This window comes from Pantanalinema sp. (assembly GCA_036704125.1).
GTDB lineage: Bacteria > Cyanobacteriota > Sericytochromatia > S15B-MN24 > UBA4093 > JAGIBK01.
This window is the reverse complement of the sequence record DATNQI010000021.1, coordinates 12,992-32,688: the sequence shown is the minus strand read 5'-3', so window position 1 is coordinate 32,688 and position 19,697 is coordinate 12,992. Positions and strand designations below refer to the sequence as shown.

Annotated in this window: 20 protein-coding genes; 5 read left to right on the top strand and 15 right to left on the bottom strand. The window is 67.8% G+C overall.

Annotated features, from left to right (window positions below):
- Positions 1 to 84: 84 nt before the first annotated feature.
- From V6D00_03080 to V6D00_03060, 5 genes are all read right to left on the bottom strand, one after another.
- Positions 85 to 537: an NUDIX hydrolase gene (locus V6D00_03080; protein ID HEY9898145.1), complete on the bottom strand. Its 453-nt coding sequence runs from the start codon at positions 535 to 537 to the stop codon at positions 85 to 87.
- Complete coding sequence (locus tag V6D00_03075; protein ID HEY9898144.1) at positions 534 to 1,790, bottom strand: methionine gamma-lyase family protein; 1,257 nt, start codon at positions 1,788 to 1,790, stop codon at positions 534 to 536. Before V6D00_03075 ends, V6D00_03080 begins: the two co-directional genes overlap by 4 nt.
- A gap of 46 nt (positions 1,791 to 1,836) precedes the next feature.
- Positions 1,837 to 2,772, bottom strand: a complete 936-nt coding sequence (locus V6D00_03070; protein ID HEY9898143.1) for a serine/threonine-protein kinase — start codon at positions 2,770 to 2,772, stop codon at positions 1,837 to 1,839.
- Between the two features lie 109 nt (positions 2,773 to 2,881).
- Complete coding sequence (locus V6D00_03065; protein HEY9898142.1) at positions 2,882 to 3,175, bottom strand: DUF503 domain-containing protein; 294 nt, start codon at positions 3,173 to 3,175, stop codon at positions 2,882 to 2,884.
- Positions 3,176 to 3,179: 4 nt separating this feature from the next.
- Positions 3,180 to 3,575, bottom strand: a complete 396-nt coding sequence (locus V6D00_03060; GenBank protein HEY9898141.1) for a cobalamin B12-binding domain-containing protein — start codon at positions 3,573 to 3,575, stop codon at positions 3,180 to 3,182.
- A 278-nt stretch (positions 3,576 to 3,853) separates the two neighbouring features.
- Between V6D00_03060 and V6D00_03055 the strand changes: the two genes are divergently transcribed.
- The 3 genes from V6D00_03055 to V6D00_03045 all read left to right on the top strand — a co-directional run bounded on the left by V6D00_03055 (position 3,854) and on the right by V6D00_03045 (position 6,026).
- Complete coding sequence (locus V6D00_03055) at positions 3,854 to 4,465, top strand: hypothetical protein (GenBank protein ID HEY9898140.1); 612 nt, start codon at positions 3,854 to 3,856, stop codon at positions 4,463 to 4,465.
- A 105-nt stretch (positions 4,466 to 4,570) separates the two neighbouring features.
- Positions 4,571 to 4,963 (top strand): hypothetical protein, encoded by a 393-nt coding sequence (locus V6D00_03050; protein ID HEY9898139.1) that lies wholly within the window; start codon positions 4,571 to 4,573, stop codon positions 4,961 to 4,963.
- A gap of 376 nt (positions 4,964 to 5,339) precedes the next feature.
- Positions 5,340 to 6,026: a hypothetical protein gene (locus tag V6D00_03045; GenBank protein ID HEY9898138.1), complete on the top strand. Its 687-nt coding sequence runs from the start codon at positions 5,340 to 5,342 to the stop codon at positions 6,024 to 6,026.
- Positions 6,027 to 6,083: 57 nt separating this feature from the next.
- On the opposite strand, the gene V6D00_03040 is transcribed toward V6D00_03045, so the two are convergent.
- From V6D00_03040 to secA, 10 genes are all read right to left on the bottom strand, one after another.
- Positions 6,084 to 7,466, bottom strand: a complete 1,383-nt coding sequence (locus V6D00_03040; GenBank protein ID HEY9898137.1) for a phosphodiester glycosidase family protein — start codon at positions 7,464 to 7,466, stop codon at positions 6,084 to 6,086.
- 107 nt (positions 7,467 to 7,573) lie between these two features.
- Positions 7,574 to 7,708: a hypothetical protein gene (locus tag V6D00_03035; protein ID HEY9898136.1), complete on the bottom strand. Its 135-nt coding sequence runs from the start codon at positions 7,706 to 7,708 to the stop codon at positions 7,574 to 7,576.
- 91 nt (positions 7,709 to 7,799) lie between these two features.
- Positions 7,800 to 8,321, bottom strand: coding sequence for a DUF3806 domain-containing protein (locus V6D00_03030; GenBank protein HEY9898135.1), 522 nt, complete (start codon positions 8,319 to 8,321; stop codon positions 7,800 to 7,802).
- Positions 8,293 to 9,393, bottom strand: coding sequence for a glycosyltransferase family 9 protein (locus V6D00_03025; protein HEY9898134.1), 1,101 nt, complete (start codon positions 9,391 to 9,393; stop codon positions 8,293 to 8,295). The genes V6D00_03030 and V6D00_03025 overlap by 29 nt, the downstream gene beginning before the upstream one ends.
- Positions 9,390 to 10,838, bottom strand: a complete 1,449-nt coding sequence (locus V6D00_03020; GenBank protein HEY9898133.1) for an O-antigen ligase family protein — start codon at positions 10,836 to 10,838, stop codon at positions 9,390 to 9,392. Before V6D00_03020 ends, V6D00_03025 begins: the two co-directional genes overlap by 4 nt.
- Positions 10,839 to 10,842: 4 nt before the next feature.
- The gene (locus V6D00_03015; protein ID HEY9898132.1) at positions 10,843 to 11,355 is read right to left on the bottom strand and encodes a DUF4330 domain-containing protein; all 513 of its coding nucleotides are present in this window, start codon (positions 11,353 to 11,355) and stop codon (positions 10,843 to 10,845) included.
- Between the two features lie 33 nt (positions 11,356 to 11,388).
- Positions 11,389 to 11,859 carry a D-glycero-beta-D-manno-heptose 1-phosphate adenylyltransferase gene (gene rfaE2 / locus V6D00_03010; protein HEY9898131.1) on the bottom strand — a complete coding sequence of 157 codons (471 nt, stop codon included), beginning with the start codon at positions 11,857 to 11,859 and terminating at the stop codon, positions 11,389 to 11,391.
- Positions 11,860 to 11,864: 5 nt separating this feature from the next.
- On the bottom strand, positions 11,865 to 12,887 hold the full coding sequence (locus V6D00_03005) for a PfkB family carbohydrate kinase (protein ID HEY9898130.1): 1,023 nt from the start codon (positions 12,885 to 12,887) through the stop codon (positions 11,865 to 11,867).
- A gap of 22 nt (positions 12,888 to 12,909) precedes the next feature.
- Entirely contained in the window at positions 12,910 to 13,980 is a 1,071-nt protein-coding gene (prfB, locus tag V6D00_03000; protein ID HEY9898129.1) for a peptide chain release factor 2, read from the bottom strand.
- Between the two features lie 85 nt (positions 13,981 to 14,065).
- Entirely contained in the window at positions 14,066 to 16,666 is a 2,601-nt protein-coding gene (gene secA, locus V6D00_02995; GenBank protein ID HEY9898128.1) for a preprotein translocase subunit SecA, read from the bottom strand.
- 284 nt (positions 16,667 to 16,950) lie between these two features.
- Between secA and rpmE the strand changes: the two genes are divergently transcribed.
- Both rpmE and V6D00_02985 read left to right on the top strand, forming a co-directional pair.
- A complete protein-coding gene (gene rpmE, locus V6D00_02990; GenBank protein HEY9898127.1) occupies positions 16,951 to 17,157 on the top strand; it encodes a 50S ribosomal protein L31 in 207 nt (68 codons plus the stop codon).
- Between the two features lie 175 nt (positions 17,158 to 17,332).
- The gene (locus V6D00_02985; GenBank protein HEY9898126.1) at positions 17,333 to 19,675 is read left to right on the top strand and encodes an arylsulfatase; all 2,343 of its coding nucleotides are present in this window, start codon (positions 17,333 to 17,335) and stop codon (positions 19,673 to 19,675) included.
- The last annotated feature ends 22 nt before the right edge of the window (positions 19,676 to 19,697 follow it).

Sequence of the window (19,697 nt, the reverse complement as noted above, 5' to 3'; positions counted from 1 at the left end):
TGCGTGGGGGTCGCTCCCGAGACGAGACGAGCCCCCGGAGCCGTGGGGCTCCGGGGGCTCGCGATGCGTGGAAAGTGCCCGGGCTCAGTCCGTCCACATGGAGCCGAGGTTGAGGATGGCGCCGGTGTAGCCCGCGGCGTGGGCCGCCTGGAGCTCGGAGGCGATCGCGGGGTAGAGGGTGACCTCGTTCAGGCCCGCGACCGGGATGAACGCGACGGCGTCGATGACGTCCTCTTCGGGCACGGCGATGACGCCGCCCTCGATCCGCCCCAGCAGGTAGATGTTGACGACGTGCCGGCTGCCGCGCGGGCAGATGGCCTCGGAAAGGTAGAGCATGCGCTCGATCGCGATGTCGAGGCCGGTCTCCTCCTTGATCTCGCGGATGGCGCACTGCTCGAAGGACTCGCCGAAGTCGAGGCCCCCGCCGGGCAGCATCCAGTAGGACTTGTCACCCTTGCGGTGACGGACCATCAGGAGGTGGTCGTCCTGGGGCAGGACGGTGCAGACGCGGATCCGCGGGGCCTTGGGGTGGCTCATGCGCGCACCGCCGAGCGCATCTTCTCGAGGCACTGCTCGAGCGCGATCCGGGCGTGGGAGTAAGTCAGGCCTCCCTGGTAGTAGGCGACGTAGGGCTCGCGCAGCGGCCCGTCGGCCGAAAGCTCGATGGTCGAGCCCTCGATGAAGGTGCCGCCCGCCATCACCACGTTGTCCTCGTAGCCGGGCACCACGTCGGGGATGGGCTGGACGTAGGCGTGGACGGGCGAGGACTCCTGGATGCCGCGGCAGAAGGCCACGAGCAGCTCGGGCGTCCCCAGGCGGATCGACTGGATGATGTCGGTGCGCTTGGCCTCGGGCTGCGGATCCACGTCGAAGCCGAGCGAGGCAAAGAGGCGGCTTGCGAGGGTGGCGGCCTTGAGGGCCTCGCCGACCACGTTGGGGGCGATGAAGAGGCCCTGGAACAGGAGGCGGTTGTAGTCGAGGCTCGCCCCGCCGTCGCGGCCGATGCCGGGCGCGATGAGGCGGCAGGCGGCGCGCTCGACCAGGTCCTCGCGCCCGGCCACGTAGCCGCCCATGGGCACGATCCCGCCGCCCGGATTCTTGATCAGGCTGCCCGCCACGAGGTCCGCCCCCACGTCGCAGGGCTCCAGCTCCTCGGTGAACTCGCCGTAGCAGTTGTCCACGAAGACCACCACGTCCGGGCGAACGGCCTTGACCCGGGCGATGATCGCGCCGATCTCGGAGACGGTGACCGAGGGTCGCCAGGCGTAGCCGCGCGAGCGCTGGATGGCGATCACCCGGGTCTCGGGGCGAAGGGCGCCGACGAGGCCCTCGAGGTCCACCCTGCCGTCGGGCAGCAGGTCGTGCTCCCGGTAGAGGACCCCCCACTCCATCAGCGAGCCCTGGCCCGGGGCGCGGGTGCCGATCACCTCTTCGAGGGTGTCGTAGGGGTGGCCCGTGACGTAGAGCAGCTCGTCGCCGGGCTTGAGGGCGCCGAAGAGGGCCACTGCGATCGCGTGGGTCCCCGAGGCGAACTGGGTGCGCACGAGCGCGGCCTCGGCCCCGATGGCCTGGGCGAAGACCCCCTCCATCGCCTCGCGGCCGAGGTCCCCGTGGCCGTAGCCGGTGGTGCCGGCGAAGTGCTGCTCGCCGATCTTGTGGTCGATGAACGCCTTCAGGACCTTGCGCTGGTTGTGGTGCCGGATGCGCTCGATCTCGGCCCACACCGGGGCGAGGTCCTGTTCTGCTCGGGCGATCAGCTCGGTTGCCGGGGCCTGGGAGAGGGTGGCCATGGGGTCGGGGTGCTCCTTTGCGACGTCGGATGGGGCGCGATCCCCATTATATCGTGAAGCCATCGAGGCGGGCGAGGGCCTCTCGAGCCGATTGGACCCGCGCCTTGGCCGGCAAGGCGAGCATTTCCGAGAGCAGGGCGTCGAAACCGCCGCTGAGCGGGACCTTCCACGCGAGGCGCCCCTCCATGCCGTTGTAGAGCACCAGGGGGTTCTTGCCCGTGAGCAGGTAGAGCACGGTGGCGGCCAGACTGTAGAGGTCGCTTGCCGGGTACGCCTCGAGCCCCAGGGCTTGCTCCGGGGCGGCATAGCCCATGGTGTGCAGGGTGGTGAGCGCCTCGAGGGCAACCCCCTGCTTGTCCTGGGGGCGGTCGGAGGCCGAGCCGAAGTCGATCAGGTGGATCGTGCCCGCTTGATCCCGGATCAGGTTCTCCGGCTTGAGGTCGCGGTGCAGCACGGCCGGCTTCTGGCCATGCAGGTAGATGAGGCTCTCGAGGACCTGGCGCATGACGATCTGGGCCTCGCGCTCGGGCATGGGGCCGTGCTGCTGGACGTGGGCGAGCAGGTCCTCCCCCTGGACGAAGGCCACGCAGGCGCAGAGCATCCCCCGGTGATCGCACAGGTCGTAGCCCTTGGGGATCCGGGGGTGGTCGAGGCGCTTCAGGAGCCTGGCTTCGCGCCGGAAGAGCTCGGCGTCCTTGGCCTCGCCGCGCCGGGGGTCGAAGGTCTTGAGGGCCCGCAGGGCGTTCTGGGCGGCGCGATCGCGCACCAGGTAGACGTAGCCGCAGTGCCCTTCCCCGAGTGCCTCGGTGATCTCGAAGCGCCGGGCCAAGAGGGTGCCCGCCGGGAGCGGCAGGTAGGGATGGAAGTCGAGGCTCGCGGCCGCGAAGCCCGGTGCCTGCGCCTGGGCTGCGAACGCCGGAACGAAGGGGCCGTCGGCCCGAGGCCGATGGGGGGGCAGGATCCTGGGATCGAAAGGTTGCATCCGAAGTTCCTCCTCTCGCTCGCTCATCGGCATCGTAGCGAGAGGAGGGAGAGGAGGGAAGGAAGCCTTCGCCAATCTCGTTCGGGAAAGGGCCGCTTGAAAGGGTGGCCTAGAAGACGTGGAGGATCTCCAGCTCGTAGCCGGACAGCCAGGTCTCCCAGTGGCCGGTCTCGACGAAGGCCACGGCCTTGGAGACCACCGAGTTGGCGTGGCTCGCGTCGTTGCTCACGTAGGCGATGCCCAGGGTCGCGACCTGCCAGAGGTCCTGGTCCTCCACCTCGGAGGCGCTGACGGCGTACTCGTTGTGCAGGCGGGTGAGGATCGACTTGACGACGCGGCGCTTGTCCTTGAGGGAGTGCGCCTGGGGCAGGTGCAGCCTGAGCAGAGCCGTCGCGACGATCATCGGCCTAGGCCCCGGCGCGAGCGGCGATGAAGCCGACGATGGTCTCGGTCGGGGTGCCCGGGCCGAACACCGCGTGGGCGCCGGCGGCCTTGAGCGGCTCGACGTCGGCATCGGGGATGATCCCGCCGACCATCACCGTCATGTCCGAGGCCCCCTGCTCGCGCAAGAGGTCGCAGATGGCGGGCACCAGCGTCAGGTGAGCGCCCGACAGCAGGCTGAGGCCGACCACGTCCACGTCCTCCTGGATGGCGACGCTGACGATCTCCTGCGGGGTCTGGTGCAGGCCGGTGTAGATGACCTCCATCCCGGCGTCGCGCAGGGCGCGCGCCACGACCTTGGCGCCGCGATCGTGGCCGTCCAGGCCGGGCTTGCCGATGAGCACCCGAATCTTCCGTTCCATCATTGGGTTTTGCTGGCCTCCTGTTGTGGACACCCCTCGAGCATGGGTCGCGGGGTTCCCTTTATTATAGCTCGGGCCGTCGAGAAGCGCTGCATCTCACTTTACACGATGGCGACCCCCTGCACTTGCTCTGCTTTAAGCGAGCGCATCCTGCGCAAACCTTAGGGATTGTGACGCGTCCCTTTCGAGGCGCAGGGGCTTAAGGTCGAACGTGCGAGGTGCGATCGCGGAGTGCGCGGCGATCGCCCGCTGTACGGGAAAAGGAGGACCTCCTTCCTATGCGACTTTCAAAATTCTCGTCGGTGGTTCTGATGGGACTGTTGGCCGCGACCGCGGGCTGTGCCCAGTCTACCCCCAACACGGTGGCCCCGAGCCAGGCCGAGCCCTCCAAGGTCACGCAACTGCCCGTCATTCCGGCCGACCAGGTCACCGTTGACAAGGATTACGCGATCCAGCAGCGCGGTGGTCGGGGTGGCGGTGGCGGCATCCGCGGCGGTGGCGGCATCCGTGGCGGCGGCCGTGGTTTCGGCGGTCGTGGCTTCCGCGGTCGCTTCACCGGCGGTCGGTTCGGGGGCCGGAATGCCTTCTTCTTCGGCGGGAGCGGCCTCGGATACGGCTTCGGCAACTACTACTACCCGTACTACCTGGACGGTGGCAACTACTATCCCTACTCGTGGGGCGGCAGCTACTATCCCTACGCCTACAACGCCTACACCAACGTCATGACCCCCTACGCCGGCGCCTGCGCCAGTTGCGTGACCACGCTCGGCTTGCCCTCGGCCCTGGCCGTCGAAGCCCTGCGCAGCACCTACATCCCGGGTTCGCTTCCCCCATCGACTTACGGATTCGGCGGATACGGCGGATACGCCGCCGGTTGCGGCGGCTGCTAGTCGCGCGCTCATTTCCTGGTTGCAGACCCGATACCGCGTATCGGGTCTGCTCTCGCGTTGTCGGGAAGCCGGCATCTTCAGCTTGAACAGGAGGCCTGCCGCTCCATGCTTCGAGAGAGCTCATTGGCGCTCGCCGCCCTCGCCATCCTCGGCTGCGTCCAGCCGGTCGCGGCCCCGCCCGTCGCTTCCGAGGCCGTTCGCGCGCCGCGGCAAGCCGCGCCCCTCGCGTTCGCGGTTCAGCAGCGCAGCGGCCGGCGCTCGCGCGTCGAGGGGGGGCTCCTGCAGGTGCTGCGCGACTGGCAGGAGATCGGGCCGCCGGGTTTCCGCAACGACGTGATCTTCCGGAGCGGCTACCGGTACCCCTTCTACTACGGGGCCTACTACCCCTACTCCGGCATTTACGCGTACGGCCCACCCATTTCGCCGGAAGTGGAGAAGGAGCCCAGAGAGCAGGCCGAGGCGGCCAGCGCCTCGGCGCATGTTGCTCCAGCCGGTTAAACCTTCGCTTGGCATTCTCGCCCGCCCGGCGCATCGCGCCGAGCGGGCGTCCGTTTGGGGGGAGTCCTCCCATGAGGGCGTCATCTCACGAGAGCGGGGCCTTGCTCTTGCTCTCCTGTAAGCGAGCGCAATCTTCAGGGGTATTACCCGGTTTCATTCCGACCGATTGAGCTTATGGTTGCAGGCAATGCCGGAGGACCACCATAGCGAAGGCGGTCGGAGGCACGTTGGCGACAGGAGGTCGACCCCCATGGCGAACACAAGGCTTTTGTCTTGGACGACGGTAGGACTCTTGGCGGGAACGCTGGGCTGCGCCCAGACGCCCGCCACCGCTCCCGATCAGACTACCCCCAGCGCGCCGGCGGAGGGCCTCGGGGTGGCTGCTGATTCCGCCGCGTCGCCGATCCAGGCGATCAAGCTGCCGGCGCGGCTGAAGGCGGATCAGCTGGTCCAGATCCCGATGGACAAGATCATGGACAACCCGATCGACGAGGCGCTGAACGGTGGCTACTCGGTCCAGCAGCGCGGTCGCGGCGGCGGCGGCGGCTTCCGGGGCGGCGGGCGCGGGGGCATTCGTGGCGGTGGCGGCGGCTGGCGTGGCGGCCGTGGTTGGGGCGGCCGTGGCTGGGGCGGTCGGGGCTGGTGGGGAGGACGGAACTTCTCCTACTACAACCTCGGCGGCTACTATTACCCCTACTTCAGCTACGGGGACTACTACTACCCGTACTACAGCTACTATTCGTACCCTTACTACTACACCCCGTACTACGCCCCCTACGGCGGAAACTACTACCCGTACGGCTACGCGCCCTACTACGGCGCCGGCCTCGGCTACGGTGCCGGTGTTGGTTACGGCACCGGCTACCAGATGGGCGACCAGGCCGGGATGCAGCAGGGCTATCAGCAAGGTCAGCAGGGCTGGCAGCAGGGGCAGCAAGGTCAGCAGGGCTGGCAGCAGGGCCAGCAAGGTCAGCAGGGCTGGCAGCAGGGCCAGCAACAGCAGGGTCAGCAGGGCATGGCCGGCCAGCAACAGACCGCGTACGGCCAGCAGCGGCAGTACTAGCGCCACGTTCGAAGCGAATCGCCCCGCCATCTCGTGATGGCGGGGCGATTCGCCTGATCAGGGCCTGGTGACGATCAGGGCGTTGTTGACCGAGCGCTCGGTGCCGTCCGACGGGCGGTTGACCAGCTTGCCTCGCACCACCATGGCCGTCGAGCCGCCGCCGTCGAGGTTGATGGCGTCGTGGGCGCCCAGCTCGCGCAACAGGCGCGCGAGCTCGTACAGGGTCATTCCGACGCTGTGCTTCTGGCGACCGTCCACCGTGACCATGGCGACCGAGGTGCCCCCGAGGTAGGCGATCGCGGTGCGGGGCGCGCGCCCGCGCGCGATCTCGGGGCCGAAGCGCTCCTCGCGGGCCGTGACCTTGACCTGGCCGCCCGAGACAAGGGTCGGTCCGCCGCCGATGGCGGACTTGACCCCCTGCCACTCGTCCGAGAGGCGGGGGTAGACGACGGCGCGCTGGCCTACCTTGAACTGCTCGACCATGGCGCGCAGGGCGCTGCCCTGCCCCGAGACCACGAAGCCGTCCTTCGGGATCTCGGAGTTGCCGGTGTTGGCGGCGGTGATGGTGCCGTCGGCGGCTATCATGAACTCGCGGCGGCTCGGGTCCGGGACGGTGCGGGTGCGCTTGCCCCAGTGCGAGGTGTAGAGGATGATCTGGTTGCGCGAGGCCGGGCGGTTGACCCCGTTGGCGACGAAGACGCGGCTGTCCCCGAGCCCGATGGCGGCCTTCAGCCTGGCGTTGTTGATGAAGCAGGTGCCGTCGTAGCGCACCCCGAACACCGAGCGGTTGAAGTAGCTGGAGCTGACGATCTGGCCGTCGAGCATCAAGAGGCCGATGGGCGCGCCGCCCTTCGGGGCGAAGAACGACCCGTTGATCGCAGCCAGCGCCTTGGAGCGGTTCGCGATCGCCGAGACCGGCTCGACCGAGAAGCCCTGGCCAGAGCGGGCGAGCTGGGGGCGCAGGCCGTAGCGCCTGAGGTCGGCGTGCACCACGTTGACCGAGACGGGCCCGGCCATGGTCCAGCGGTTCATGCGCTTGAAGCTCAGCCCCTCGGCCAGGTCCACCGTGCTGGTGCGGGTGATGGTGTAGGGGATGAACAGCTCGAAGCGATCGCGGCTGAGCTTGGGGGTCATGGCGTAGGGGAAGCGCCAGCGGGCCACGATCCGGACGTAGCGCTTGTTCTGGTCGATGGTCACGCTCGCGAGCGGGCCCGAGGTCAGCTCCTTGACCACGTGGTTCCGGACGCTGTTCGAGACCTCGATGTCCCAGCGCATGCCGTCCACCAGCGGTACCTTGCGCACGAGGTGCGGGTGGTGGAGGTTCACCTTGAACCAGACCCCCGCGTCGGAGGCCACGGTCTTCCACGTCTCGGCGCCGGCCGCCTGGGGGGCGGCCAGTCCGAGGGCGATGGCGAGCATGAGCGTGCGAAGGTGTCTCAACGGCGGTATCCAAGTGGCGAGGGATGCCTCACTATACCCGTACAAGCTGCCCTTAATAGGCCTGGGGGCCGTCTCAGGACGGCCCCCAGGCAACCTCTTGGTGATGCTTAGGGCAGGCGGAGCTTGTTGCGTCTCTTGGCATCGATGGCAAAGATGCCGCCGGCGACCTCTTCGAGGGCTTCGTCCGGGATCACCCCTTCGTCGGCGGCGGGGGCGGTGTCCTTCGTTTCTTGTTCCGACATGGTTCGACTACCTTTCGAAAGCCTGCACGGGTGCAGGGGAGGCACTTGATTCACGATGGACCGTAGGCGCTCGCTTGTCAATTGCGTCCGATCAGTCGGTGAGCGCCGCGACCAGGCCTGCGTAAGTGGACTCGAGGGTGGCCTCCTGGCCGAGGGCGAAGCGCCTCAGCACCGCATGCACCGGGAAGAACTGGGTCTCGAGGCGTCCGAAGCGGATGCTCAGATGCTCGCTCTCCTGCCGGATGACCCAGGCGCCGCCCAGGTTCTTGAGGATCAGGTCCCCCAGGTAGGTGCCCCACTCCAGGGCGATGGTGGCGAGCTCCTCCTCGGGGGGCAGCTCCTGCCCCCAGCCCTCGGTGATCACCTGGTCGAGCACCTCCAGGTCGTCCTCGGTCTGGTGGAGGGGCGACTCGAAGGCGTTCTCGATCTGGGACAGGGTGTCCTCGGCCTCGTCGGCGAGCGCGTCCACCCGGGCCTGCCAGTCCTCCCCCTCGCGCTCGCCCGGCGTGTAGCGCGCATCGGCGTCGGCGTCCACGAGGTAGGTGGGCAGCTTCGCGAGCGCCTCGCGCTCGGCGTCGGTCGATCTAGTGTTCAGGGGCGTTGATGGTTCCATGATTCGCTTGGTTCCTTGCGGGCATCACCCGCCAAACGGCGGCTTCGACCGCCTCGACTCCGAGATTCTTGAGGCACGACAGCTCGTCGCACGTGGTGGCCCGGCGATCCCACAGGCAGGGGCGGCAGGCGAGGCCGTCGACGTGGATCGCCTGGTGGACCGTGCCCGAGGGCATCAGCTTCGCCGGATCGGTCGGCCCGAAGATGCCGACGGTGGGGGTGCCGACCGCCACGCCCAGGTGAAGGGGGGCCGAATCGACGCAGACCAGGATCGAGGCCTGGGAGATGAGAGCGGCGAGCTGTCCGAGGCCCCTGGTCTTGCCGAAGGCCTCAATCGGCTGGGTCTTGAGCACGCCCTTGATCCGCTCGATGGTCTCCTCGTCGTCGGGCCCGCCGGCGAGCACCACCTTGACCCCCTCGGCCTGAAGGCGCGCGGCGAGATCCGCCCAGCGGTCCGCGTCCCAGCTCTTGATGAACTTCTTCTGGACCGAGAGCTTGCTGGTGCCGGGGTGAAGCACGACCACCTGGTCGCCTTGCTGGACCCCGTGCTCGGCCAGAAAGGCCTTGGCCCACTCGCGGTCCGGCTGGGTCAGGGCCGCCTGGGGCAGCCGGAAGGGGATGGGGATCCAGCGGCGGATCAGGTCGTAGTACATCTCGGCGGCGTACTGCTGGGGGTTGCAAACGGCCTTCTCGGTGAGGGTCCAGGAGAGGCGGTTGGCGTCGTAGCCCGCGCGGTACTTGGCCCCGCTCAGGAGCAGGATCACGGGCATGACGGGCGAGCGGCCCGAGCCGATGGCCAGATCGAAGCCGCGCGAGCGCAATTCGCCCACCACCTTGAGGAGCTCGCCGAGACTGGGCTTGCCCTTCACGTCGAGGGTGAGCACCTCGTCGATGGCCGGGTTGAAGGCCATGATCCCCTTGCAGCGGGGCTCGACCAGGGCGCTCAGCCTGGCGTGGGGGTAGGCCTCGCGCAGGCTCTGGATCACGGGGAAGAAGAGGATCTCGTCCCCGATGCCGCCGAAGTTGACGACGAGGATGCGCTGGATGCGGGAATCGACGGGAATCTTGGTCATGCGGCCCCCTCAATTCGGTGGGGAAGGTGGATGACGACGGCGAGGGTCAGCCAGAAGAGGATCTGGACGCTCGGGCGATAGAAGACGGTGTCGACCATGCCGTGGATCATCAGGCCGACCAGCGCCGCGATCGCGGCCACCGCCCACGGGCGGCTCACGCCGTGCTTGAAGTGGTGGAGGGCCCGGAAGATCGCACCGCCGACCAGGGCCACGAAGGCCAGGAGGCCAAGGATGCCCTTCTCGACCATCTCCTCGAGGAAGATGTTGTAGGCCCCGAGTGCCTCGAAGCCGCTGACCATGTACAGGGCGTAGACCTTGCGGAAGGCGTCGTTGCCCAGCCCGATCCCGAACCACCAGGAGTCCTTGATCATCCGGATCACCCCGTCCCAGACGTTCATGCGGAACGAGTTGGACGAGTGGGTGCGCGTGGCGGTGATGGAGAGCAGGCGCTCCTGCATGGCCGGCGAGTGGTGGTAGACGACCACGGCCGCGACCGCCCCGAGGGCGAGGATCCCCGCGAGCACCGCCAAGAGCCACGGGCGGCGCCGGATGGCGGGCCACAGGGCCGCGAGGCCCAGCGCGCCGAAGACCATCGCCTCGCCCACCATGCCCAGGTAGGCCCCGCGCGAGTAGGTGAAGTAGAGGCAGACGGGTGCCGTCAGGGCGGTGCCGATGGCCAGCAGGCGCAAGCCCCACGCCTTCCACGTCACGGCGGCGGCCACGGCGAACGGGATGATGGGGATCAGGTAGCCCGAGAGCAGGTTGGGGTTGCCCAGGGTGCCGTAGACGCGGGTCAGCTTGACCTCGGCCTCGGCGTCGTCCCAGAGGGCCAGGGGCGCGACCTGGATCTTCCACTGGTAGATCCCGTAGAGGGACTGGGCGAAGGCCGCGACGAAGAGGGCGCCGAAGAGGGGCAGCCAGCCGCGCTCACCGCGCCGCAGCGCGCCCCGGAAGGCCAAGAAGCTCATCCAGAAGACGAGCATCTTGGCGAGGCCCTTGACGCTCAGCAGCAGGTACGGCGAGAAGCCGACCGCGACGATCGAGGCGGCCAGGAAGGCCAGGAAGGGAAGGTCGAGGCCGTCAGCTTCCTTGGCGACGGGCTTCTCCACGATCCACTGGAACAGGAAGGTCCCGAAGGCCAGGAGCACCATCAGGGCGTTGAGGCCCGTGCCGACGTAGGGCGAGGCCAGCAAGAGCAGGCACGCGGAAGCCAGCGAGAGCAACGGCGCGAGCTTGACGGCGAGCGAGGTGGCAGCAAGAGGAGCCAGGCGTTCGTACAGGGCCGCGCGGGCCGAGGCGATCGCCCGGTACGGCAGGCTCTGACTCACGCGCGCCTGCCAGGCCTCCTGGATGGTGACGAGGCCGAGCGCGGCGCTCAGGCCGCGCCCCTGGCGCGCCCCGCGCGTCGAGGCCCCGAGGGCCCCGCTATCGGAGTGGGCGTGCATGGCTTCAGAGCTTCGGCTGATCGACGAGGCGGACGTCGACGATCGAGCCGCGCAGGCGGTACAGCCGGCCCTCGATGTCGATGGGGACGCCGACCTTGATCTTGTTGCCGCCCAGCACGATCGCGTCGTCGGTCAGCTGCGCCGTCTCGCGCAGGGTCAAGAGCACGTCCTTGCTGTAGGGCTCCGAGGGGTCCGGGTAGGCCTTCACGCCGCCGGCAGCGGGCACGGTGACGGTGCGCGGGGTGACCTTGACCTTGCGGATGGTCAGGGGCGCGTAGGGCTGGTTGCGGATGGTGATGAAGGTCTTGTCGCCGGCCTTGAACATGGCCGGATCCGAGATGCCACCCCGGATGAAGAGGTCGAACTCGGCGGTGGCCTCGCCCTTGAGCTGCTGGTTCACCCCGGCGTTGCCGGTGCGCGCGAGCCCCGCGCCCAGGATGAAGAGGGCCACGACCACGACGATCGACAGATCGATGAGGTTGACCTTCCCGAAAACTCGTCCCTGCTGGTCTAACACTGAGTGATCCTTTCTTGGTTGAGCTTTTCCGGCTCAGCCCTGCGCCTTGATGCGGGCGATGAGCGAGGTGGTCGATCGGCCCTCGACGAAGGGCAGCACCACGACCTCGCCGCCGAGGCTGCGCACCAGCGGCGTCTCGGGAATGGTGTCCGGCTCGTAGTCGCCGCCCTTGGCGTAGAGCGCGGGGCGCACGGCCTGGATGGCCGCATCCGCGGTGCGCTCGTCGAACACGACGACCGCATCGACGCAGCCGAGGGCCGCGAGCAGCTCGGCCCGCTCCGCCTCGGGGAGGATGGGGCGGGCGGGACCCTTCAGCTCGCGAACCGAGCGATCGGAGTTGAGGCCGACCACGAGGCGATCGCCCAGAGCACGGGCCGCTTGCAGGTACCGCACGTGGCCCACGTGCATGAGATCGAAGCAGCCGTTGGTGAAGACGGTGCGGCCGCCTTGCGCCTGCCAGTCCGCGACCGCGGGGGCGATGGTGTCGATGGTGTAGACGTTCATGCGCGTCAGCCCAGCGTCAGGGCTTCGGGGGGATTCTTGCTCCAGGTCTCCATCAGCTCGGTGACCGAGGTGGTGGCGGTCCCGAAGCGACGCACGACGATGGAGGCCGCGAGGTTGGCGAGGATGGTCGCCTCCAGCGCCGAGGCGCCGCCCGCCAAGGCGAGGGTGAGGGTCCCCACGACCGTGTCCCCCGCCCCGGTCACGTCGAAGACCTCGTGGCGGTTGAAGGCCGGGACCTGATGCAGGGTGCCGTCCGCGTCGAACAGGGCGATGCCGTTGGCGCCCCGGGTGATGAGCACGTACCGCGCGCCCGTCTCGTCCAGCAGGAGCTGGCCGGCCCGGCGCAGGCTCGCCTCGTCGGTGATGGGGAAGCCCACGACCGCCTCGGCCTCGGGCTGGTTGGGGGTGAGCGCGTGGACCCCCTTGAAGAGGCGCAGGTCGCACTGGGCGTCGACCGTCACGAGCTTGCCGTGCGCGCGGCACAGCTCGAGGGTCCGCTCGATCACCTTCGGGGTGAAGAGGCCGTTGCCGTACTCGGAGACGAGCACTCCGTCCACGTGGGGGATCCGCTCCTCCAGCGCCGCGATGACCCGGGCCTCGATTTCGGCGTCGATGGGCTCGCGGCTCTCGCGGTCGACCCGGACGATCTGCTGGGTGACCGACTGCTGGCTGGAGGCCGAGATGCGGGTCTTGGTGGTGGTGGGGCGGCTCGGATCGATCACCACGTGCATGGCGTCGATCCCGCGATCCTCGAAGGCCTGGCGCAGCGAGACGCCCGAGGGGTCGTCGCCGAAGAGGCCGATCACCTCGACCTGGCCGCCGAGGCTCGCCATGTTGGCCGCGGCGTTGGCCGCTCCGCCCGGCACCACGTCGGTGTGCTGGTGGTAGAGGATGAGGACCGGGGCCTCGCGCGAGATCCGGCCGACCTGGCCCGTGAGGAACTCGTCGGCGATCAGATCGCCGACCACGAGCACCCGGGTGGTCGCGAAGGACCGGGTGAGACGCTGGAGGGTGTCGGAGTTGAGCATGCCTGTTGGTTTTCTTTCCTGATTACTCTTCGACGCCGACGGCGGTCGCCCACTGGCCGCTCGCCTTGGCGCGCAGGTACGCCTCGATGAAGCCGTCGAGGTCCCCGTCCATGACGCCCTGCACCTGTCCCACCTCGTACCCCGTCCGGTGGTCCTTGACCATCTGGTAGGGGTGGAAGACGTAGGAGCGGATCTGGTTGCCCCATGACGCCTCGCTGTAGCCGCCCCTGATGTCGGCCAGCCGCTTGGCCTGCTCGGCGAGCATGCGCTCGTAGAGCTTGGCCTTGAGGATGCGCATGGCGGTCTCGCGGTTCTGGTGCTGGCTGCGCTCGTTCTGGCAGGCCACCACGATCCCCGAGGGCAGGTGGGTGATGCGGACGGCCGTCTCGACCTTGTTGACGTTCTGGCCGCCGGCGCCGCCCGAGCGGAAGGTGTCGATCTTGAGGTCGACCGGGTTGATCTCGACGTCGGTGGCCTGGTCGGCGAGCTCGGGGGTGATCTCGAGGGCGGCGAACGAGGTCTGGCGCTTGCCGTTGGAGTTGAAGGGCGAGATGCGCACCAGGCGATGGACCCCCTTCTCGGCCGACATGCGGCCGTAGGCGTAGGGGCCCGTCATGATGACGGTCGCGCTCTTGATACCCGCTTCTTCGCCCTCGGACAGATCGACCAGCTCGACCTTGTAGCCCTTGGACTCGGCCCAGCGGGTGTACATGCGCAAAAGCATCTGGGCCCAGTCCTGGGAGTCGGTGCCGCCGGCTCCGGCGTTGATCGAGACGATGGCGGGCGCCTGGTCGTATTCGCCGCCGAGCATCTGCTCCATCTCCCAGTCGCCCAGGGTGCTGCGGATGCGCGCAAGGCCCTGCTCGATCTCGGGCAGGACCGAGAGGTCGCCCTCCTCGATCCCCATCTCGATGAGGACCGAGAGATCCGAGCTGAGCGTCTCCCAGAGCGAGAGGCGCTCGACCTGGCTGCGGATCATGTTGAGCGTCTGCATGGTCGCTTGCGCGGTCTTGGCATCTCCCCAGAAGTCGGGCGAGGCCGCCTCGGCCTCGAGACCCTTCATCCGGCTCTTCAGTCGGTCCGGGTCAAAGATGCCTCCTTGCTTCGGCGATTCGGCTGCTGAGCTGCTCCAGCTCGTTCCGGCATTCTTGAAGCGTCACTTGTTTTCTCCCTGGATTCTAGGCGTTCTTGCTCTCTTCAGCGGCCGGATCGTAGGCTTCGACGCCGTCCGGGCCCTGAAGGACCATGTTGTGGATGGGCATGGGCGCGCTCTGCGGCATGTCGTAGACCACCTGGACGTGGAACGCCTGGCGGACGATGTCGTGCTGGATGGCGCCGAGCAGGTTCTGGAACAGCTCGTAGGCCTCGCGCTTGTACTCCTGGAGCGGGTCCTTCTGGCCGTAGGCCCTCAGGCCGATGCCGTCGCGCAGGGCGTCGATGTCGTGCAGGTGCTCGATCCACTTCTGGTCGAAGACCCGCAAGAGGAGCATCCGCTCGATCTGGCGCAGCATGTCGGGCTCCATGGTGGCTTCCTTGGCCTCGTAGGCCGCGATCGCCGCCTCCGTCAGGTGCTGCTTGATGGCTTCCGGGCTCACCAGCGCGTCGATCTCGGAGGCGGGGATGCCGCCGAGCAGGGGCATGTAGTCGGCCATGCCCTGCATGAGGCCCTGGACGTCCCACTCGTCGCGCTGGAGCTGGGGATTGGTGAACTGGTCGCACAGGTCCGAGACGACGCGCTTGATCATCCCGACGACGTTGGCGCGCATGTCGGCGCCCTCGAGCACCTTGCGCCGCTCGGCGTAGATGATCTCGCGCTGCTTGTTCATGACGTCGTCGTACTCGAGGACCTGCTTGCGGATGTTGAAGTGGTAGACCTCGACCTTGCGCTGGGCGCCCTCGATGGCGCGGGTGACCAGGCCGTGCTCGATGGCCTCCTCCTCGGGGACGTTGAGGCGATCCATCATCTTGGAGATGCGATCGCCGCCGAACAGGCGCATGAGGTCGTCCTCGAGCGACAGGAAGAAGCGGGTGGTGCCGGGGTCGCCCTGGCGGCCCGCGCGGCCGCGCAGCTGGTTGTCGATGCGGCGGCTCTCGTGGCGCTCGGTCCCGATGATGTGAAGGCCGCCCGCCGCGATGACCCGGGCCTTCTCGTCGGCGCAGACGCGGCTCGCCTCTTCGCGAGCCCTGAGGACCGCCTCGGCGGGCGCCTCGGTCGGGTCCGCGTAGCCGGCTTCGACCAGGAGATCGCCGGTCAGCCCCTCGGGGTTGCCGCCGAGGATGATGTCGGTGCCGCGGCCCGCCATGTTCGTGGCGATGGTGATGCCGCCCGCGCGGCCGGCCTGGGCGACGATCCTGGCCTCCTGCTCGTGGAACTTGGCGTTCAGGACGCTGTGGGGCAGGCCCCGCTCCTTGAGGATGCTCGAGAGGAACTCGCTCTTCTCGATCGACACGGTGCCGACGAGCGTCGGGCGGCCGGTCTTGTGCATCTCGGCGATCTCGTCGGCCACCGCGTTGAACTTGGCGTTGACGGTCTTGTAGACGACGTCCGAGAGGTCCTTGCGCTGGACCTGACGGTTGGTCGGGATGATCGAGACCTCGAGGTTGTAGATCTTGCCGAACTCGGCCTCCTCGGTGGCCGCGGTGCCCGTCATGCCCGAGAGCTTGTCGTACATGCGGAAGTAGTTCTGGAAGGTGATGGTGGCGAGGGTCTGGGTCTCGTCCTGGACCGGCACGCCTTCCTTGGCCTCGATGGACTGGTGCAGGCCGTCGGAGTAGCGGCGGCCGACCATCAGGCGGCCGGTGAACTCGTCGACGATCACGACCTCCTGCTCGCCGTTCTCGGGGTTGACCCGGACCACGTACTCGCGATCGCGCAGGTAGATCTCGCGGGCCTTGAGGGCGTTTATCACCTGGTGGGCGAGCTCGGGGTTGTTGGCGTCGTACAGGTCTCGCACCCCGATGAGCTTCTCGGCGTGGGTGATGCCGTCCTCGGTCAGGATGACGTTCTTGGCCTTCTCGTCGAGGGTGTAGTCCACCTCGCGCTTGAGCTTGGGGGCGATGCGGGCGAGCTTCTCGTAGAGGTCCGCCGACTGCTCGAGCTGGCCCGAGATGATGAGCGGGGTGCGGGCCTCGTCGATCAGGATCGAGTCGACCTCGTCCACGATGGCGTAGTGGAGCTTGCGCTGCACGCAGTCCTCGATGGTGCTGGCCATGTTGTCGCGCAGGTAGTCGAAGCCCAGCTCGTTGTTGGTGGCGTAGGTGATGTCCGCCCCGTAGGCCATGCGGCGCTGGTGGGGGTAGAGGTGGTGCTGGATGAGGCCGACCTCGAGGCCGAGGAAGCGGTGCAGCTGGCCCATCCACTCGCTGTCGCGCTTGGCGAGGTAGTCGTTGACGGTGACGACGTGGACGCCCTTGCCGGGCAGCGCGTTGAGGTAGGCCGGAAGCGTCGAGACCAGGGTCTTGCCCTCGCCGGTGCGCATCTCGGCGATCTGGCCCTTGTGGAGGATGATGCCGCCGATCATCTGGACGTCGAAGTGGCGCATCCCGAGCACGCGCTTGCCGGCTTCGCGGACGGTGGCGAAGGCTTCGGGCAGGAGGCTGTCGAGGGGGGCACCGTTGGCGAGCCGCTGGCGGAACTCGATGGTCTTGCCCCGCAGGTCCTCGTCGCTGAGCTTGGCGATCTCCTCTTCGAGGCTGTTGATCTTGAACAAGAGGGGCCGCACGGCCTTGATCTTGCGCTCGTTGGCGTCGCCCAGCATTTTGCCCAGCAGCTTCATCATGGGAGTCTTGCTACCTCAGTTCGTCTTAGCGGTGGGGGCCGAAGCCCGGGGGCCGAGGCCGTGACGTGGCACGGGCCTCGCGTCATTTTTCCAGAAACCGCATTATATCACAAGCGCGCCTCCGAAGCCGTTGACCCGCGTCACGGGCGGGTGTTAGAATGGGAGTCCATTTTTATGGACCCGTTTATCGGCGTTTTGTGCCGGGTCGTCCCGCCGAGCGGCCCACCAGGTTCGATGGTGTCCCTTCTTGCGGATACCGGGGCCTTAGCCCAGTTGGAGAGACCATGAAAGCCGACATCCACCCCCAGTACAACGAGATCAACGTCACCTGCGTCTGCGGCAACCAGTTCAAGACCGGTTCGACCAAGAAGGAAATCCGCACCGAAATCTGCTCGGCCTGCCACCCCTTCTTCACCGGCACCCAGAAGATCGTCGACACCGAGGGCCGTGTCGAGCGCTTCATGAAGAAGTACAACCTCACCACCAAGTAAGAGCGGCCAACAAAACCGTTCCTCGGCGGTCCCCGAAAGGGGGCCGCTTTTGTTCGTGGGTGCCGCTTCAGGACGGGGATGCCGAAGGCGGCTGGGTCTCGCTAGGGCCTTTGAGGCCCCCGGCCCGGATGCTAGGGTGGGCGCGTCGCGTTGAACGATTTCAGGAGGCTGGGAGATGCCGAGAGATTTCAAGGGTCGGATTGCCCTGGACGTCCGAGATTCCGCTGCGGACTGGAGCGCGTTCGCGCCCCCGAGGGCCCCCGACGAGGCGCCGAACGTGCTCTACATCGTGCTGGACGACACGGGCTTCGGGGCGCTCGAGATGTACGGCGGCTTGATCGAGATGCCGAACCTCAAGCGCATCGCCGAGAACGGCCTGACCTACACCCAGTTCCACACCACGGCCCTGTGCTCGCCGACCCGATCGTGCCTCTTGACCGGCCGCAACGCCACCAGCAACGGCATGGCCTGCATCACGGAGGGGGCCAGCGGCTTCCCGGGCTCGAACGGCCACATCCCCTTCGAGAACGCCTTCATCTCGGAGGTGCTGCTGGAGCGGGGCTACAACACCTACGCCCTCGGGAAGTGGCACCTGACCCCGGACGAAGAGTGCAACATGGCGGGCACCAAGGTCCGCTGGCCGCTGGGGCGCGGCTTCGAGCGCTTCTACGGCTTCCTCGGCGGCGAGACCGATCAGTGGTACCCCGATCTGGTCTACGACAACCACCCCGTCGAGCCGCCGTACAGCCCTCAGGAGGGCTACCACTTCAGCAGGGACGTGGTGGACAAGGCGATCCGCTTCGTTCGCGACGCCAAGGTCATCGCGCCAGAGAAGCCATGGATGATGTACTTCTGCCCCGGGTGCGCCCATGCGCCCCACCAGGTCTGGAAGGACTGGGCGGACAGGTACGCGGGCAAGTTCGACATGGGGTACGAGGAGTACCGCAAGATCGTGCTGGCCAACCAGAAGAAGCGGGGGATCGTGCCCGAGAGCACCGAGCTGCCGGCGATCAATCCCTTCGCCGACGTGAAGGGGCCCGAGGGCCAGCCCTGGCCCGAGGGCGACACGGTGCGCCCCTGGGAGTCGCTCAGCGCGGAAGAGAAGAAGCTCTTCTGCCGGATGGCCGAGGTGTACGCGGGCTACCTGTCCTACACCGACCACGAGATTGGGCGCTTGCTGGACTACCTCCAGGAGTCGAACCAGCTCGACAACACCATCGTCGTGGTGGTCTCGGACAACGGAGCGAGCGGTGAGGGCGGCCCCAACGGCTCGGTCAACGAGAACAAGTTCTTCAACGGGATCCCCGACCGGATCGAAGCGAACATGAAGGACCTGGACGTGCTGGGGAGCGAGGCGACCTACAACCACTACCCGACCGGCTGGGCCATGGCCTTCAACACCCCCTTCAAGATGTTCAAGCGCTACGCGAGCTACGAGGGCGGCTCGGCGGACGCCTGCATCGTCTCGTGGCCCAAGGGGATCAAGGCGCGGGGCGAGCTGCGCGACCAGTACATCCATGCGATCGACCTCGTGCCCACCCTTTACGAATGCCTGGGCATCACCCCGCCCGATGCGGTCAAGGGTTACACCCAGGCCCCGATCGAGGGTACGAGCTTCAAGGAGACCTTCGACGATGCCAAGGCGCCCGGCGCCAAGCTGGTCCAGTTCTACACCATGCTCGGCACGCGGGGCGTCTGGTACCAGGGCTGGCACGCGAGCACCGTTCACCCGCCCACGCCCTCGGGCTGGGGCCACTTCGAGGCCGACCGCTGGGAGCTCTTCAACCTGGCCCAGGACCGCAACCAGATGAGGGACCTGGCCGCGCAGATGCCCGAGAAGCTGGAGCAGCTGAAGAACCTCTGGTTCATGCAGGCGGGCAAGTACAAGGGCCTGCCCCTCGACGATCGCTCGGCGGTCGAGATCCTTGGGACCGCGAGGCGCGAGATCGCCAAGCCGCGGAGCACCTTCGTCTACTACCCGGACACCGAGGGGGTGCCCGAATCGGTCGCCGCCGACATCCGGGGCCGGTCCTACAACATCGTGGCCGAGGTGAGGCTGACCTCGCCGGAGGCCGAGGGCGTCCTGTTCGCCGACGGCAGCCGCTTCGGCGGGCACACCCTCTTCGTCAAGGACGGCAAGCTCTGCTACACCTTCAACTGGCTTGGCGAGCGGGTCCAGAAGCTGGTCTCGGACAGCGACGTGCCGCTGAAGGCCACCCGGCTCGGCGTGAGGTTCCGCATGGAGCAGCAGGATCCCCTCGGCTTCAATGGCAGCGCCGCCCTCTACATCGACGACCGGAAGGTCGCCGAGGCCCCGCTCCTGACCCAGACGGCCAGGTTCGGCCTCTCGGGCGGCGCCTTGCTGGTGGGGCGATCGGGGGCCGAGGCCGTCTCGGACGATTACGTCGCCCCCTTCCGGTTCAAGGGCGGCGTCATCAAGCAGCTGGTCTTCGACCTTAGCGGGGAGACGTACCGCGACTTCAACAAGGAGCTCGCGATGATGATGAGCCGCGACTGACCAGCGGCTCGGCCGGGCGTCC